The sequence below is a fragment of the Pseudoxanthomonas japonensis genome (genome assembly GCF_010093445.1).
GTDB classification, from domain to species: domain Bacteria; phylum Pseudomonadota; class Gammaproteobacteria; order Xanthomonadales; family Xanthomonadaceae; genus Pseudoxanthomonas_A; species Pseudoxanthomonas_A japonensis.
Map to the genome: position 1 here is coordinate 206517 of NZ_PDWW01000003.1, position 14050 is coordinate 220566.

A 14050-nucleotide genomic window follows, 5' to 3' on the forward strand; every position below is an offset into this window, starting at 1 on the left:
GAAATGCTCGTCATCGGCATCGCCGGCACCGAACTCACCGCGCAGGAGCGCGACTGGCTGCAGCACGACGCCGTCGCCGGCGTCATCCTGTTCACCCGCAACTTCGCTTCGCGCACCCAGGTGGCGGAACTGTCGCAGGCGATCCGCGCCGCCGCACCGCGTCCGCAGCTGGTCTGCGTGGATCAGGAAGGCGGCCGCGTGCAGCGCTTCCGCGACGGCTACAGCGACCTGCCGGCGCTGGAGGTGTTCGGCAAGCTTTACGCACAGGACCCGCAGGCTGCGTTGCAGCGCGCCGAAGAACACGCCTGGCTGATGGCCAGTGAGATCATCGCCAGCGGCGTGGACCTGAGCTTCGCCCCGGTCGTCGACCTGGCGCGCGGCAACCGCGCCATCGGCAACCGCGCCTTCGACGCCGATCCGCAGATCGTCGCCGAGTTCACCCGCGCCTACGTGCGCGGCATGCATAGCGCCGGCATGGCCGCCACGCTGAAGCACTTCCCGGGGCACGGCACGGTGCTGGAAGACACGCACTTCGACGACGCCGTCGACCCGCGTCCTCTGGACGTGCTGCGTGCGGAGGACCTGATTCCATTCGTCGCCGGCATCGAGGCCAAGGCCGACGCGGTGATGATGGGGCACGTGAAGTATCCGGCGGTCGCGCCGGAGCCGGCGGGCTATTCGCCGTTCTGGATCCAGAAGATCCTGCGCGACGAAATGGGTTTCCGAGGCGTGGTGTTCTCCGACGACATCGGCATGGCCGCGGCGTTCTCGGCCGGCGGCGTGAAGCAGCGCATCCACGACCACCTGGACGCTGGCTGCGACGTGGTGCTGGTGTGCTCGCCGAAGCTGGTCGACGAATCGCTGAAGGCGGTCGAAGGCCGCGCATTGAACACGGCCGCCGTGCTCGGCGTGCTGGGCCGTGGTGCCCTCGGCTGGGATGGACTGATCGCCGACGCGCGCTATGGCGACGCGCAGACGCGCGTGATCGACAACTTGAAGGGAGTGGCGTGATGGAACCGTTGGGCAATCCGCGACCGAAACTGGCCGACGCACTGGCCAACGCCGACCTGCTGGTCGACCGCGCGACACTGGATGCCGCCATCACGCGGATGGCCGCGCCGATCGCGCGCGACTATGCCGGCGAAGTGCCGGTCTACCTGACCATCATGCACGGCGCGCTGCCGTTCGCCGGCCAGTTGTCGCTGGAGCTGGGTGCGCTGGGCCTGGACCTGGAGTTCGACTACCTGCACGCCACCCGCTACCGCGGCGAGACCACCGGCGGCGAACTGGTATGGAAGCATCGGCCGGCGACGGCGCTGTACGGCCGCCGTGTGCTGCTGGTGGACGACATCCTCGACGAGGGCCACACGTTGCTCGCGGTCAAGCAGTGGTGCCTGGAGCAGGGCGCCACCGATGTGCGTATCGCCGCGCTGACCACCAAGCAGCACGACCGCTGTGTGGAGGGCATCTGCGCCGACTACGTGGGCCTGGAAGTCGCAGACCGCTACGTCTTCGGCTTCGGAATGGACTACCACGAGCAGGGTCGCAACCTGCCGGGCATCTACGCGCTGAAGGAATGACCATGGCCGACCTCGCGCTCGCTGTGATCGGCGGCACCGGCGTCTACAAGCTCGCCGATCTGCAGGATGTGGAGACCCGTGAGCTGGAGACGCGCTTCGGCGCACCGTCCGGCCCGGTCCGCATCGGCACGCTTGGCGGACGGCGCGTGGCTTTCCTGGCGCGCCATGGCGAAGGGCATTCGGTCCCGCCGCACCAGGTGAACTACCGCGCCAACCTGCAGGCGTTGAAGGACCTCGGCGCCACGCGCGTGCTGGCGCTCAACACCGTCGGCGGCATCACCGATGCCTGTGGTCCGCGCGTGCTGGCCTGCCCGGACCAGCTGATCGACTACACCTGGGGTCGCATCTCCACCCTCTGCGAGGAGCCGGACAGCGAGGTGCTGCATGTCGACTTCGGCGACCCATACACGCATTTACTTCGCCAGCAGATCCTCGCGGCGGCTCGAGAAGCCGGTGTCGATCTGGTCGATGGTGGGTGCTATGGCGCCACCCAGGGTCCGCGCCTGGAGACCCGCGCGGAGATCCGCCGGATGCGCCGCGACGGCTGCGATCTGGTGGGCATGACCGGCATGCCGGAGGCGGGGCTGGCGCGGGAATTGGGCCTGGAATACGCCTGCCTCGCCATCGTCGCGAACTGGGCCGCGGGCTGCGGTACCGACGAGGAGATCACCATGGAGGAAGTGCTGGCCAATGTGGCCGCTGCCTCATCCGGCATCCCGGCCCTGGTGGCCGCGCTGGCGCGAGGGTGATTGTCAACGCGCGCGGAGCTTTGCATACTCGGCGGGTGTGACGTCACGCCACACATTCCACCCGCATCCAGAAAAGGAAATACAAGCGCTATGCCGTACGGTACCGTGAAATGGTTCAACGATGCCAAGGGCTTCGGATTCATCGCGCCAGAAGATGGCAGCGCCGACGTCTTTGCGCACCACACCGCCATCAACAGCAAGGGCTTCCGCAGCCTGCAGGAAGGCCAGCGCGTCAGTTACGAGCTGACCCAGGGCCCGAAGGGTGCACAGGCGTCCAACATCACGCCGGCAGCCTGATCCAAGACGATTTTCTTGAACCCCGCTCCGGCGGGGTTTTTTAACGCCTGCTGTTTCCGCAGCACCGGTTTACCGCACGACGAAGGATGGCCACACGCCATGGATGCCCAGCACATCGCGATCATCGGCTACGGCACCGCCGGCCAGGCGGCAGCGTTGCTGCTGGCGCGCGATGGGCATCGGGTGGAGGTGTTCGAGCGCGCAGCGGAGCTCGGTCCGGTCGGCGCCGGGTTCCTGTTGCAACCCACCGGTTTGCAGGTGTTGTGGGAACTGGGCCTGCTGCCCGACGTGATGGCGCATGGTCGACGCGTGAACCGGCTGTATGGCGAAACGCCCTGTGGACGCGCGGTGATGGACATGCGCTACGCAGGACTGGATGCACGGCTGTTCGGCCTGGGCATGCAGCGTGGTGCGCTGTTCTCGCTGCTGTCGGAGGCATGGGCAGAACATGGGGAGGTACATCGAGGCCACGCCATCGAGGACGTCAGCGATGACACCCGCCGCATCCGCGACCAGCACGGCCGCTGGCATGGCCTGTTCGACCTGGTGATCGCAGCGGATGGATCGGCGTCGAAGCTGCGCGGTGCCACCGGCGCGGTGAAGCGCGAAGCCGTCTATCCCTGGGGTGCGCTGTGGCGTCTGGTGCCGCAAGGCGACTGGCCCTGGGGCGACGAGCTGCGTCAGCGCTACGTGGCCGCCCGCAAGATGATCGGCCTGCTGCCGGTGGGCACGCGTCCGGGTGACGACACGCCGCGCCTCAGTTTCTTCTGGAGCCTGCCTATCGCCGATTTCGATGCCTGGCGGGCGCGCGGCCTGCCGGCATGGCGCGACGAGATCGCACAGTTGTGGCCAGAGGTGGATGCCTGCCTCGCCGACACCGTCGATCCCGACCAGCTGGCGCGCGCCAGCTACCGCGATGTCACCCTGCGCCATTGGCATCGTGATCGCCTGGTCGTACTCGGCGATGCCGCGCACGGCATGAGCCCGCAGCTGGGGCAGGGCGTCAACATGGCCTTGATGGATGCGCTGGCGCTGCGTGATGCGTTGCGCGGGCAGGACGGTGTACCGGCCGCACTCGGTGCCTACCAGCGCGAACGCCAGGCGCATGTCGGCGTTTACCAGTTCTGGAGTCGCTGGCTGACGCCGATCTTCCAGTCCGACCTGGACTGGGTCGCGCGTGCGCGTGACATCGGATTCCTGCCCGCCGGCCGTCTGCCCGGCGGACGCGGGCACATGCTGCGGGTGCTGAGCGGCACGCAGCACGGGTTCTTCGGCACGTTGAAGCTGAAGCCCGACTTCCTGGCAGCGTTGCAGAACGATCTGATCAACGGCCGTCATCCCCGCGAAGGCGGGGACCCAGCGACTTCACGTCGTTGAAACACCGAGGCACTGGGTGACCAGCCATTCGGCTGTTGAAAACGCACTGCCCGCTGTCGCGGGAATGACGAACGACGGCGCATTGTTCAGGGCAATCCCAGTTTCTGGTTCTCGATGCATCATCGGGCACAATCGACCACGACAAACCTGCCGCGGGAGCCGGTGATGGACGACCTTCCTCCGTTCGAAACGCATCGCGTGGACAACCAGCCGCCGCCGTTCGAGCCACGCGACCTGTGGGTGGACGACGTGGTCCTGCGCGAGTCCGTGGCGCGCGAGGGAGGCGAGGCATTCGCCCCACGGCTTGCCGACTATGGCGCGTTGGCTGGCGACGAGCTGTATCGCCTGGGCTTCGACGCCAACCGCGACCGGCCACGACTGCGCACGCATGACCGCACCGGGCAGCGCATCGACACGGTCGAGTTCCATCCCGCCTATCACCGGTTGATGGAGGCGGCGAAGACGCACGGCGTCGCCGGCCTGTCGTGGCACGAGCCAGTCGCCGGTGCGCACGTCGCGCGTGCGGCGCTCAGCTACCTGCACCACCAGGCCGAAGCGGGCACCAGCTGTCCGCTGACGATGACGCATGCCGCCGTGCCGGTGCTGCTGCGCGAGCCCGGCCTGCGCGAATGGGCGGCGAAAGCGGCTACACCCCATTACGATCCGCGCGACGTCCCTATCGCCAACAAGGCCGGCATCACGCTGGGCATGGGCATGACCGAGAAGCAGGGCGGCTCCGATGTGCGCGCGAATGCGACGACGGCGATGCTGGCGGACGATGGCGTGTATGCGCTGGTCGGCCACAAGTGGTTCTTCTCCGCGCCGATGAGCGATGGCTTCCTGGTGCTGGCGCAAGCCGAAGGTGGCCTGACCTGCTTCCTGATGCCGCGTCGGCTGGACGACGGTGGTCAGAACGCGTTCCGGCTCATGCGTCTGAAGGACAAGCTGGGCGACTGGGCGAATGCCTCCAGCGAAGTCGAGTTCACCGGCGCGCGCGCGTGGCGCGTGGGCGAAGAAGGACGTGGCGTGGCGACCATCATCGAGATGGTGATGCTGACGCGGCTGGACTGCATGCTCGGTTCCGCCGCCGAGATGCGCATGGCGCTGGCGCAGGCGCTGCATCACACGCGCCATCGCGTCGCGTTCGGCAAGCCGCTGGTCGAGCAGGCGCTGATGCGCAATGTACTGGCCGATCTCGCGCTGGAATCCGAAGCCGCTACCGCCTTCGCGCTGCGCGTGGCTCGTGCGGTCGATGCAGCGCCTCGGGATCCATATGAGGCGGCATTCGCGCGCGTCGCCACGGCGGCGGGCAAGTTCTGGATCTGCAAGCGCGTCCCCGCGTTCGTCAACGAAGCACAGGAATGCCTGGGTGGGGCAGGGTACGTGGAGGAATCGATCCTGCCGCGGCTGTACCGGCAGGCGCCGCTGAATTCGATCTGGGAGGGGAGCGGCAACATCCAGTGCCTCGACGTGCTGCGCGCGTTGGCGCGCGATGCGGGCGTGCTCGATGCGATCACGCGCGAACTCGCGTCGGCGTCCGGTGGCGACCATGTCTACGACGCCTTCGTCGAACGACTGCGTGCCGATCTGTCATCCACGCAGGAGGCCGGCGCACGGAAGCTGGTCGAGCGGCTGGCGCTCGCGCTGCAGGCCGCCGTACTGTTGCGCACCGGCAGCCCGGCGGCGCGGCTGTTCGTCCGCAGTCGGCTCGGCGACGAGCATGGTCTGGTGTTCGGCACGCTGCCCGCCGATGCGGACGTGGCTGTGCTGCTCGCACGGGCATTGCCGGCATGAGTCGCTGGCTGCTCATCCTGCTGGCGTCGCTGGGCATGACGTCGCAGGCGCATGAAGCCGGTACGCCGCCGCCCGCCTTGCTGCCCGTGGCGCAACAGGCCGATGCGATCCACGTCTACAAGGCGCAGCGGCGCATGGACCTGTTGCGCGATGACCGGGTCATCGCGACCTACCGCATCGTGCTGGGCGGCGCGCCGATCGGGCACAAGCGGCAGCAAGGAGACCAGCGCACGCCGGAAGGGAACTACCGCATCACCTACCGCAACGATCGCAGCAGGTTCCACCTGTCGCTGCGCATCTCCTATCCGAATGAGGCGGACCGGCGTCAGGCGGCCGCGCGCGGCGTCGATCCGGGCGGCGACATCATGATCCATGGCGCGACGCCGCCCGGTTCGCAGGCGGACTGGACGGAAGGCTGCATTGCGGTGACGAATGCGGAGATGGACGCCATCTGGCAGCGCGTGCCGGTCGGCACGCCGATCCGCATCACGCCCTGAGGGCGTCGCCGGTCAGCGGGCGCCGCCTCGCGAGAGAGCGCGCGAGCCGGTGATGATCAGGCGGACCATTTCCGACAGCTGCTCGATCAGTTCCGGGTCTTTCTCCGGCGGCAGGTCCATCGCGGTGGCGCCCATGGCGAAGACCAGGCGGGTGATCGCCTTGGAGACCAGCGCGGGTTCGTACAGCGGCGCGTTGTCGCGCGCGGCCAGGCGGATCAGGTCGATGCACAGCTCTTCCTCGAAGAACTGCAGTTCGCGCTCCACCGCGTGCTTGAAGGCGTCCGAGCCGACATTGCCCTCGCGCAGCAGCACGTGCAGCAGCTTGTCGTCGGCGCGCAGCTGCTCCATGAACGCTTCCACCGAGCCGCGCACGACGCTGCGGTCGCTGCTGGTGGCGCGGTGCCGCGCCTCGCCGATGATCTTGCGCAGCGAGCGGCCGGCCAGGTCGATCAGCGCCACCGCCAGTTCGTCCATGTCGCGGAACTGGCGGTAGAAGCTGTTCGGTGCAATGCCAGCTTCCCGCGCCACTTCGCGCAGGCTCAGGGTGGAGACGCTGCGGTGGGGGCCGACCAGCTTCAGGGCGGCCGCCATCAGGTCTTCGCGCGAAATGGACGCCTTGCGGCCGGGGCCGTGGTCGTCCTGGAGCTGCGGTTGCGGGTTGGGAATCACGCGAAGGGGCCGGGCATACGGGGTGGTAGGGGGCATCATAGCCCCGTAAATTAATATACAAGTGTATACACAAGCGTCTTCACGACGGTATAGTGCGGCCATGAACGCTCAGATCCGTCCGATCCCCCGCCGGCCCGGTCCCCTGAAACGCCTGATCCGGCCGTTGGTGAAGCCGGATGTCTTCGATTTCTGGGCCACCCGTTTCCATCGCACCTGGACCTGGGAGCGCCCGCTGGCCCGTCTGGTCGCGCGCGAGGTCGCCTCGGCCGACGCCGTGACCCTGCTGTTCAAGCCCAACCGCCACTGGGGCGGCCATCGCGCCGGCCAGCACGTGAACCTGGGCGTCGACATCGACGGTGTCCGCGTGACCCGCAGTTACAGCCTGACCGCACCGCCGCGCGCGGACGGGCTGCTGCCGGTCACCGTCAAGGCGATCGAAGGTGGCCGGGTCAGCCGGCACCTGTGCCAGGGCGCCCGCATCGGCGACATCGTCGAACTGGGCCAGGCCTTCGGCGGGATGACGCTGCCTGCGTCGTCCCCGGGCGCCTTTCTGTTGCTTGCGGCGGGCAGTGGCATCACTCCACTGATGGCGCTGGTACGCGAGCTGGCCGGGCAGGGCATGCCGTCCGACGTGACGCTGATGTACTGGGTGCGTCGCCGCGAGGAAGCGTGCTTCCTCGACGAATTGCGTGCGCTGGCCGCCGAACATCCGCGCTTCCGCCTGCGATTGCTGTTGACGCGCGATACCGCGTCGTTCGCCGATGAGGCCGAAGGCCGCATCGACGACGCCCTGCTCGCTACACATGCGGGCGATCTGTCCGCGCAGCAGGTGATGGCCTGCGGTCCGGGTGGTTTCGTTGAAGCCGCACGCGGCCTGCTTGCAGCGAAGGTGGCCTCGTTCCAGGCCGAAGCCTTCACCGCGCCGCCAGTGACGGTGGTGGACGAGGGTGAAGTCGACATCCGCCTGCAACGCAGCGGGCGCACGCTGCGGGTGCCGCGCGGCGAATCCCTGCTGGTGGCCCTGGAGCAGCACGGACTGAAACCGCCGTCCGGCTGCCGCATGGGCATCTGCAACACCTGCGCCTGCGGCAAGTCCGCCGGCAGCACGCGCCACCTGCCCAGCGGCGAACTGATCCACGAACCCACCCAGGCGTTGAAGCTGTGCATCCACAGCGCCGCCACCGACCTCGAGCTGGACCTCTGATGGCCTCTTCCCGCAACCGCAAGCTCACCGTCGCCGAACTGGACCAGTTCGGCGAGGAACTGGACGCGCTGCGTGCGCGCACCGTGGCGACGCTGGGCGTCCGCGACGCGCGCTACATCCGCAATGTGGTGAAGGCCGTGCGCTACACCAACCTGATCGGTCGCGCGCTGCTGTTCGCCGCCGCCGTCGCCGGGGGTCTGTGGCTGGCCGACAGCGCGGTGGGCTGGCTGTTCTGGGTGCTGTGGGCGCTGGGCGCCTTCTCGCTGGGCCTGGGCAAGATCCTGGACAACATGGAGCTGGGCCACAACGTCATCCACGGCCAGTACGACTTCTTGGGCGACCCGCAGCTCAACGGCAAGACCTACGACTGGGACATCGTCGCCACCAGCGACAACTGGCGGCACACGCACAACTTCCGCCACCACACCTACACCAACGTGCGTGGGCTGGACGACGACATCGGCTACGGGCTGCTGCGCATCTTCCCCGAGCAGAAGTGGCGCCCGTTCTACCTGGTGCAGCCGTTCGTCGCGGTGGTGTTCGCGCTGCTGTTCCAGTGGGGCATCGCCATCCAGGACCTGAAGCTGGGCCGCTGGTGGAGCGGCAAGATGACCAACACGCAGCTGCGCCGCAAATCCGCGCCGGTGGTGCGCAAGATGGGCAGGCAACTGGCGAAGGACTACGTGATCTATCCCGCGCTGGCCGGCCCGTTCTTCCTGCCGGTGCTGCTCGGCAACATGGTCGCCAACGGCCTGCGCAACGTGTGGACCTACGTGATCATCTTCTGCGGCCACTTCACCGCCAACGCGGAGACGTTCCCGAAGGAATGCATCAAGAACGAATCGCGCGGCCACTGGTACCTGCGCCAGTTGCGCGGTTCGTCCAACCTGCGCGGCGGGTTCCTGATGAACGTGCTGTCGGGCAACCTGAGCCACCAGATCGAACACCATTTCTTCCCCGACGTGCCGGCCAACCGTTACGCCGAGATGGCCAAGGAAGTGCGTGCCATCTGCGCGCGCTACGGCCAGCACTACAACACCGGGACGCTGCTGACCCAGTTCGGTCAGGTGTGCTGGCGCATCGTGCGGCATGCCTTTCCCAGCCGCCCGCGCCGCGTGCCGGCGCTGGTGCAGTCCGACGCGATGGCGTAAGCCGTCAGTCAGGGAGTGTCCGGCGCCGCGGCCTTCGCCGCGCGCGCCACGTCGTGCTTCAGGCGCCACTCGGCGAAGAACGAGGCCGAGATCAGCGCGGTGCCGAGCAGGCCCAGCCACTGGAACCAGGGGTTCTCGAATACATCGTCCGCCAGGTCGTTGCCCTGCAGTTGCAGGCGCAGCAGGCGTACCTCGGTGGCGAGTGCATTGGCGCCGGTCTCGCCAGGATGGCGGGCTTCTTCGGCTTTGACCGCCAGTTGCGTCATCGCGGCCCGTGACGCGGCATCGTCATCGGGCCTGCGCTCGACGACCACGACCAGCGCACTGGTCGCCAGGATCAGGGCGGTGCCCAAGCCGCGCAGCAACGGCGGCAACGATTCGGGGATCATGCGCGGCTTCCGGCCGGGAGACGGGCGCATCCTAGACCACGCGGTGCGTGGCCGTCACCGTCGTCAGTCCAGGAACTGCAGGCGCGCCAGTTCCGCATACAGGCCGTCTTGCGCCAGCAGTTCGGCATGCGTGCCTTGGGCGACGATGCGGCCCCGGTCCATCACGACGATACGATCCGCTTTCTGCACGGTCGCCAGGCGGTGTGCGATGACCAGCGTGGTGCGGCCGTCCATCAGACGCTCCAGCGCATTCTGCACGGCGCGCTCGCTCTGCGCGTCGAGGGCGCTGGTGGCTTCGTCCAGCAGCAGGATCGGCGCGTCCTTGAGCAGGGCGCGTGCGATGGCGATGCGTTGCTGCTGGCCGCCGGACAGGCGCGCGCCGCGTTCGCCGAGTTGGCTGTCGAAGCCGCCCGGAAGTTCGCGGATGAAATCGTCGGCCTCGGCGGCTTCGGCGGCGGCCTGCAGTTCGGCATCCGTGGCATCGAGCTTGCCGTAGCGGATGTTCTCGGCGGCGCTGGCAGCGAAGATGGTCGGCTGCTGCGGCACCAGCGCGATGTGTTCGCGCAGGTCCGCCGGCGCCAGCTCGCGCAGGTCCACGCCGTCCACCTGCACGCTGCCGGTCTGCGCGTCGTGGAAGCGCAGCAGCATCGAGAACACGGTGCTCTTGCCGGCGCCGGACGGGCCGACCAGGGCGACGGTTTCGCCTGGATGCACGGTCAGGTCGAAATCGTCGAGCGCGGGCAGGTCGGGGCGGGACGGGTAGTGGAACGACACATTGTCGAAGCGGATCTCGCCCTTCACCGGCGCGGGCAGCGTGCGCGGCGTGGCGGGCGCGCGGATCGCCGGGGTTTCGCCCAGCAGTTCGGCGATGCGGCCCATGCCGCCGGCAGCGCGCTGCAGTTCGTTCCAGACTTCGGCCAGGGCGCCGACGGAGCCACCGCCGATCAGGGCATAGAACACGAACTGGCCGAGTTCGCCCTTGCTGACCCGGCCTGCGATCACGTCGTGCGCACCGGACCACAGGACGAGCACCACCGCGCCGAACACCAGTGTGATGACCGTGGCGGTGACCAACGACTGTGCCCGGATGCGCTTTCGTGCCGTTTCTACAGAGAGCGCGACAGCGTCGTTGAAGCGACCAAACTCGAAGGGTTCGCGTGCATGCGCCTGGACGGTCCGCACCGAGCCCAGGGTCTCGCTGGCTAGGGTGTTCGCATCGGCGACCCGGTCCTGGCTTGCGCGCGAGGCTTTCTCGAGCCTGCGTGCACCCAACAGGATCGGCGCGACGGCCAACGGAATGCCGACGAGTGCATAGGCGGCGAGCTTGGGACTGGTGATGAAGAGCATCACGATGCTGCCGATCACGGTGATTGTGCTGCGCAGTGCGACCGACATGCTGCTGCCCACGACGCTTCGCAGCAGTTCGCTGTCGGCCGAGAGGCGGGAAACCAGTTCACCACTGCGCGTGCGGTCGTGGAATTCGGCATCCAGCGCGAGCAGGTGGCCGTAGAGCTGCTTGCGCAAGTCCGCGACGACGCGTTCTCCCAGCAGAGACACGAAATAGAAGCGCGCGGCGCTGGCGATCGCCAGCACCAGAACCACCACAAACACCCCGAGGAACACGCGATCGATGTTGCCGCCACTGTCGAAGCCGTGGTCGATCATTTGTTTGAAGGACACCGGGAACGTCAGCGTCGCAGCCGATGCCAGCGCAAGCGCCAGAAGCCACGCGGTGAACAGGCCGCCATGCTGGCGCACGAACGGCCACAGCGCACGCAGGGTGCCCAGCTTGGGCTTGGGTTTGGCGACAGCGTCGTCCACTGACTCGGCAGGGGTACTCATAGAGGATCCGTCTTCAAAGCGGTTGTGGAAGGGACTTCAGTGCTGACCAGGCCAGCGTGCCGCGTCGTCCCGAAGTCCCTTCCACAAACACCTGCCGTCGACCGGACGATCAGGCCGGTCCGAGGAAGCGCACCCGGTTACGGGTGGCGTCGCGCAGCTGTGATTTCAAGGCATCGACGCGATCCGCAGGCAATTGCACGCGCAGGCGCGCGCCATGCTCGTCGAAATCCTCGTCCTGCTTCGCCGCGCTGTGGACCGCCAGCGCCGCATGCACATGGCCCAGGTCGTCGAACGGGCAGGTCAGTTCGACGGTCGCCCAGGCGACGAGGGGCTCCCGCGGCGCCAGCCGCAGGCACTCCGCCGCCGCGCCGCCATACGCCCGCACCAGGCCGCCAGCGCCGAGCTTGATGCCGCCATACCAGCGGGTCACCACTACCATCACCCGGTCGAACCCTTGGCCATCGATCGCCGCGAGGATCGGCCGGCCGGCCGTACCGGCAGGCTCGCCGTCGTCGCTGGACCGGTACTCCTGCCCGATCCGGTACGCCCAGCAGTTGTGGGTCGCGGCCGGATCGCCGATCTCGCGCAGGAAGGCGAGTGCGTCGTCGGCGCTGTCGACCGGCGACGCCTGCGCGAGGAAACGGCTGTGCTTCACCTCCAGCAGTTGCGAGGCGCGTGCGGCGAGGGTGTCGCTCACGGATTGCCGAGGAGCGGGCGCAAGTCTTCCGGCACGCGCTGGAACGGATGCTCCTGCACGAACAACTGCAGGCTGCGCAGTGCGTTGGCGTCGTCGCCCAGGTCCCGGCGCAGCCGGATGCGATCCAGCCACTCGTCCGGCGGCAGCCGCGTGTCGGCGTCGACCGGCACCTGCAGATCGGTACGGCGAAGGGCGTTGCGGGCTGCACTGGGCTGGGCGCTCCCTGCGCTGGCAGCCGGAGGCGGAGGGGGAGGAGGTGCGGCGGCGGGCGTCGGCGCCGGCGCCGACACGACTTCTTTCGTTCTCGCCTGACGGTCCCGCGACTTCACCCGGCTGCCGGTCACGGCAATGGCGTCGAGGGTCGTGTTCTCTCCGGTCTTGGCAGAGGCGTCCTGTCGCGGATCGTCGAAGCGGGCGCGTTGCTCCTGTTCCTGCTGGGCGGCGGCGCGATACAGCGTGCGCTCTTGCAGGTCAGCTTCCGGTGCGGTCGTGGCAACGACACCTTGCGGCGCGCGCAAAGAGCCATCGGCGTCCGCAGGGAATGCCTGTGGCGCCGCGTCCGGTGCCGGTGGTGCAGGCAGGATGGGGGCGGGGATCAAGGCCAACGGGCCGCGCTTCGGCGCGGGCTCCTGGCGCGCGGCGGCTTCTGCGTTCTGGCGCGCCGGTCCCGATGCCGTCGCGGCGCGTCCGACAGGCGAAGGCGGCAGCACCTTGGCGGGCATCGAAGGCGCGACCTCCTGCGCCACGATGGCGGGAGGGGCGGGCATGTCGGCGACCGGTGCGGCGGCATCCGCGGCAGCGACTTCGGGGTCTTCGGACGCCACGCCGACCGAGCGCTCGGCCGCCATCGGCACTTCGCTGGCGACCGGGACTTCATGAACCGGGCGAAGCTGCCAGGCGATGCCGGCCGCGAGCAGCACCGAGGCCGCCACGCCCATGCCGAGCGGCCAGCGACGACGCGAGGGAGGCACGTGTCCGCCTGTCGCCGGCGCCGCCTGCACCGCCGCCCGCGCCGCACCCAGGATGCGGGCGTCCAGTTCGGGCGAGGGGCCGCCATGCGGGCCCAGGCGCGCGAACGACTGCGCGAGGGCGCGCTCTTCGGGGGTCAGGGGCTCGTGGGGCATGCTCATTCGTTCAACCTCGTCCGCAACCGGTCCATCGCATACCGCAGGCGCGATTTCACGGTTTCCCGGCCCACGCCGGTGATCTCGCCGATCTCCTCCAGGGTCAGTTCCTGCTCCAGCCGCAGCTGCAGCACTTCGCGCTGCTCTGGCGGCAATTCATCCATGGCCAGCTGCAACCGCCGCCGCTGCTCGAACTCGGACAGCTGCCGCTCCGGCGTCTCCGGGTCGGGGACGCGTGCCATGCGTTCGTCCGCGTCCGCCGGTGCCGCGGGGCGATGCTTCGATGCGCGCCAATGGTCGTTCAGGCGATTGTGCGCGATCCGGTACAGCCAGGTCCCGAACGCCGCTTCCGGTTTCCAGCCCTGGCGCGCGCTGATCACGCGCTGCCAGGTGTCCTGGAAGAACTCGTCGGCCAGCGCCGCATCGCGCAGGTGCCGCAGCAGGAACCGGTACAGCGGGCCGCGGTGGCGGGCGTAAAGCTGTTCGAACGCCGACGCGTCGCCCGCGGCGTAGGCCAGCATCAGGGTCTCGTCGGCGGGTTCGGCAAGGTCGTTCACCGCCACCAGCGTAAGCGGTCCCCGCGTGTCCGTGAAGCTGGCGGCCTGTCGGGGGACCGCCGTGTTCATCCTGGACCTGCCGTGCGCGGGCAGGACGGACGTGGAGACATCGGCGGGAGCGGG

General features: G+C 68.5%; 15 protein-coding genes. 9 read left to right on the forward strand and 6 right to left on the reverse strand.

From position 1 onward, the window contains the following. Positions 1-3: 3 nt before the first annotated feature. The 7 genes from nagZ (at position 4) to CSC78_RS04295 (ending at position 6294) form a co-directional block, all read left to right on the forward strand. The gene (nagZ, locus tag CSC78_RS04265) at positions 4-1011 is read left to right on the forward strand and encodes a beta-N-acetylhexosaminidase (RefSeq protein WP_162336657.1); all 1008 of its coding nucleotides are present in this window, start codon (positions 4-6) and stop codon (positions 1009-1011) included. Continuing rightward, positions 1011-1580, forward strand: a complete 570-nt coding sequence (locus tag CSC78_RS04270) for a hypoxanthine-guanine phosphoribosyltransferase (RefSeq protein WP_162336658.1) — start codon at positions 1011-1013, stop codon at positions 1578-1580. The genes nagZ and CSC78_RS04270 overlap by 1 nt, the downstream gene beginning before the upstream one ends. Before the next feature lie 2 nt (positions 1581-1582). Next, complete coding sequence (locus CSC78_RS04275) at positions 1583-2329, forward strand: S-methyl-5'-thioinosine phosphorylase (protein ID WP_162336659.1); 747 nt, start codon at positions 1583-1585, stop codon at positions 2327-2329. Between the two features lie 90 nt (positions 2330-2419). Next, the gene (locus CSC78_RS04280; protein WP_055942196.1) at positions 2420-2626 is read left to right on the forward strand and encodes a cold-shock protein; all 207 of its coding nucleotides are present in this window, start codon (positions 2420-2422) and stop codon (positions 2624-2626) included. A gap of 99 nt (positions 2627-2725) precedes the next feature. Continuing rightward, a complete protein-coding gene (locus CSC78_RS04285) occupies positions 2726-4003 on the forward strand; it encodes an FAD-dependent oxidoreductase (protein WP_162336660.1) in 1278 nt (425 codons plus the stop codon). 165 nt (positions 4004-4168) lie between these two features. Continuing rightward, positions 4169-5797 carry an isovaleryl-CoA dehydrogenase gene (locus CSC78_RS04290; protein WP_162336661.1) on the forward strand — a complete coding sequence of 543 codons (1629 nt, stop codon included), beginning with the start codon at positions 4169-4171 and terminating at the stop codon, positions 5795-5797. Beyond that, positions 5794-6294 (forward strand): L,D-transpeptidase family protein, encoded by a 501-nt coding sequence (locus CSC78_RS04295; protein ID WP_162336662.1) that lies wholly within the window; start codon positions 5794-5796, stop codon positions 6292-6294. Before CSC78_RS04290 ends, CSC78_RS04295 begins: the two co-directional genes overlap by 4 nt. A 12-nt stretch (positions 6295-6306) precedes the next feature. Here the strand turns inward: CSC78_RS04295 and fabR are convergent, their stop codons facing one another. Further along, positions 6307-6999: an HTH-type transcriptional repressor FabR gene (fabR, locus tag CSC78_RS04300; protein ID WP_162336663.1), complete on the reverse strand. Its 693-nt coding sequence runs from the start codon at positions 6997-6999 to the stop codon at positions 6307-6309. Between the two features lie 64 nt (positions 7000-7063). Between fabR and CSC78_RS04305 the strand changes: the two genes are divergently transcribed. Both CSC78_RS04305 and CSC78_RS04310 read left to right on the forward strand, forming a co-directional pair. After that, on the forward strand, positions 7064-8167 hold the full coding sequence (locus tag CSC78_RS04305; protein ID WP_162336664.1) for a ferredoxin reductase: 1104 nt from the start codon (positions 7064-7066) through the stop codon (positions 8165-8167). Next, positions 8167-9318: a fatty acid desaturase family protein gene (locus tag CSC78_RS04310; protein ID WP_162336665.1), complete on the forward strand. Its 1152-nt coding sequence runs from the start codon at positions 8167-8169 to the stop codon at positions 9316-9318. The genes CSC78_RS04305 and CSC78_RS04310 overlap by 1 nt, the downstream gene beginning before the upstream one ends. An 8-nt stretch (positions 9319-9326) precedes the next feature. Here CSC78_RS04310 and CSC78_RS04315 read toward each other — a convergent pair whose 3' ends face one another. The 5 genes from CSC78_RS04315 to CSC78_RS04335 all read right to left on the reverse strand — a co-directional run bounded on the left by CSC78_RS04315 (position 9327) and on the right by CSC78_RS04335 (position 13996). Further along, positions 9327-9707 (reverse strand): hypothetical protein, encoded by a 381-nt coding sequence (locus CSC78_RS04315; protein ID WP_162336666.1) that lies wholly within the window; start codon positions 9705-9707, stop codon positions 9327-9329. A gap of 63 nt (positions 9708-9770) precedes the next feature. Next, a complete protein-coding gene (locus CSC78_RS04320) occupies positions 9771-11549 on the reverse strand; it encodes an ABC transporter transmembrane domain-containing protein (RefSeq protein WP_162336667.1) in 1779 nt (592 codons plus the stop codon). A gap of 109 nt (positions 11550-11658) precedes the next feature. Further along, positions 11659-12246, reverse strand: a complete 588-nt coding sequence (locus tag CSC78_RS04325; RefSeq protein WP_162336668.1) for an IMPACT family protein — start codon at positions 12244-12246, stop codon at positions 11659-11661. Next, a complete protein-coding gene (locus CSC78_RS04330) occupies positions 12243-13370 on the reverse strand; it encodes a hypothetical protein (protein ID WP_162336669.1) in 1128 nt (375 codons plus the stop codon). Before CSC78_RS04330 ends, CSC78_RS04325 begins: the two co-directional genes overlap by 4 nt. Positions 13371-13372: 2 nt before the next feature. Continuing rightward, positions 13373-13996 carry an RNA polymerase sigma factor gene (locus CSC78_RS04335; RefSeq protein ID WP_379609223.1) on the reverse strand — a complete coding sequence of 208 codons (624 nt, stop codon included), beginning with the start codon at positions 13994-13996 and terminating at the stop codon, positions 13373-13375. Between the last annotated feature and the right edge of the window lie 54 nt (positions 13997-14050).

What these genes read in the sequence shown, in the direction of transcription:
- CSC78_RS04295 (WP_162336662.1), top strand. Translation starts at nt 5,794, where the DNA reads ATGAGTCGCTGGCTGCTCATCCTGCTGGCGTCGCTGGGCATGACGTCG.
- CSC78_RS04270 (WP_162336658.1), top strand. Translation starts at nt 1,011, where the DNA reads ATGGAACCGTTGGGCAATCCGCGACCGAAACTGGCCGACGCACTGGCC.
- CSC78_RS04285 (WP_162336660.1), top strand. Translation starts at nt 2,726, where the DNA reads ATGGATGCCCAGCACATCGCGATCATCGGCTACGGCACCGCCGGCCAG.
- CSC78_RS04290 (WP_162336661.1), top strand. Translation starts at nt 4,169, where the DNA reads ATGGACGACCTTCCTCCGTTCGAAACGCATCGCGTGGACAACCAGCCG.
- fabR (WP_162336663.1), bottom strand. Translation starts at nt 6,999, where the DNA reads ATGCCCCCTACCACCCCGTATGCCCGGCCCCTTCGCGTGATTCCCAAC.
- CSC78_RS04335 (WP_379609223.1), bottom strand. Translation starts at nt 13,996, where the DNA reads ATGAACACGGCGGTCCCCCGACAGGCCGCCAGCTTCACGGACACGCGG.
- nagZ (WP_162336657.1), top strand. Translation starts at nt 4, where the DNA reads ATGCTCGTCATCGGCATCGCCGGCACCGAACTCACCGCGCAGGAGCGC.
- CSC78_RS04275 (WP_162336659.1), top strand. Translation starts at nt 1,583, where the DNA reads ATGGCCGACCTCGCGCTCGCTGTGATCGGCGGCACCGGCGTCTACAAG.
- CSC78_RS04320 (WP_162336667.1), bottom strand. Translation starts at nt 11,549, where the DNA reads ATGAGTACCCCTGCCGAGTCAGTGGACGACGCTGTCGCCAAACCCAAG.
- CSC78_RS04305 (WP_162336664.1), top strand. Translation starts at nt 7,064, where the DNA reads ATGAACGCTCAGATCCGTCCGATCCCCCGCCGGCCCGGTCCCCTGAAA.
- CSC78_RS04315 (WP_162336666.1), bottom strand. Translation starts at nt 9,707, where the DNA reads ATGATCCCCGAATCGTTGCCGCCGTTGCTGCGCGGCTTGGGCACCGCC.
- CSC78_RS04330 (WP_162336669.1), bottom strand. Translation starts at nt 13,370, where the DNA reads ATGCCCCACGAGCCCCTGACCCCCGAAGAGCGCGCCCTCGCGCAGTCG.
- CSC78_RS04310 (WP_162336665.1), top strand. Translation starts at nt 8,167, where the DNA reads ATGGCCTCTTCCCGCAACCGCAAGCTCACCGTCGCCGAACTGGACCAG.
- CSC78_RS04280 (WP_055942196.1), top strand. Translation starts at nt 2,420, where the DNA reads ATGCCGTACGGTACCGTGAAATGGTTCAACGATGCCAAGGGCTTCGGA.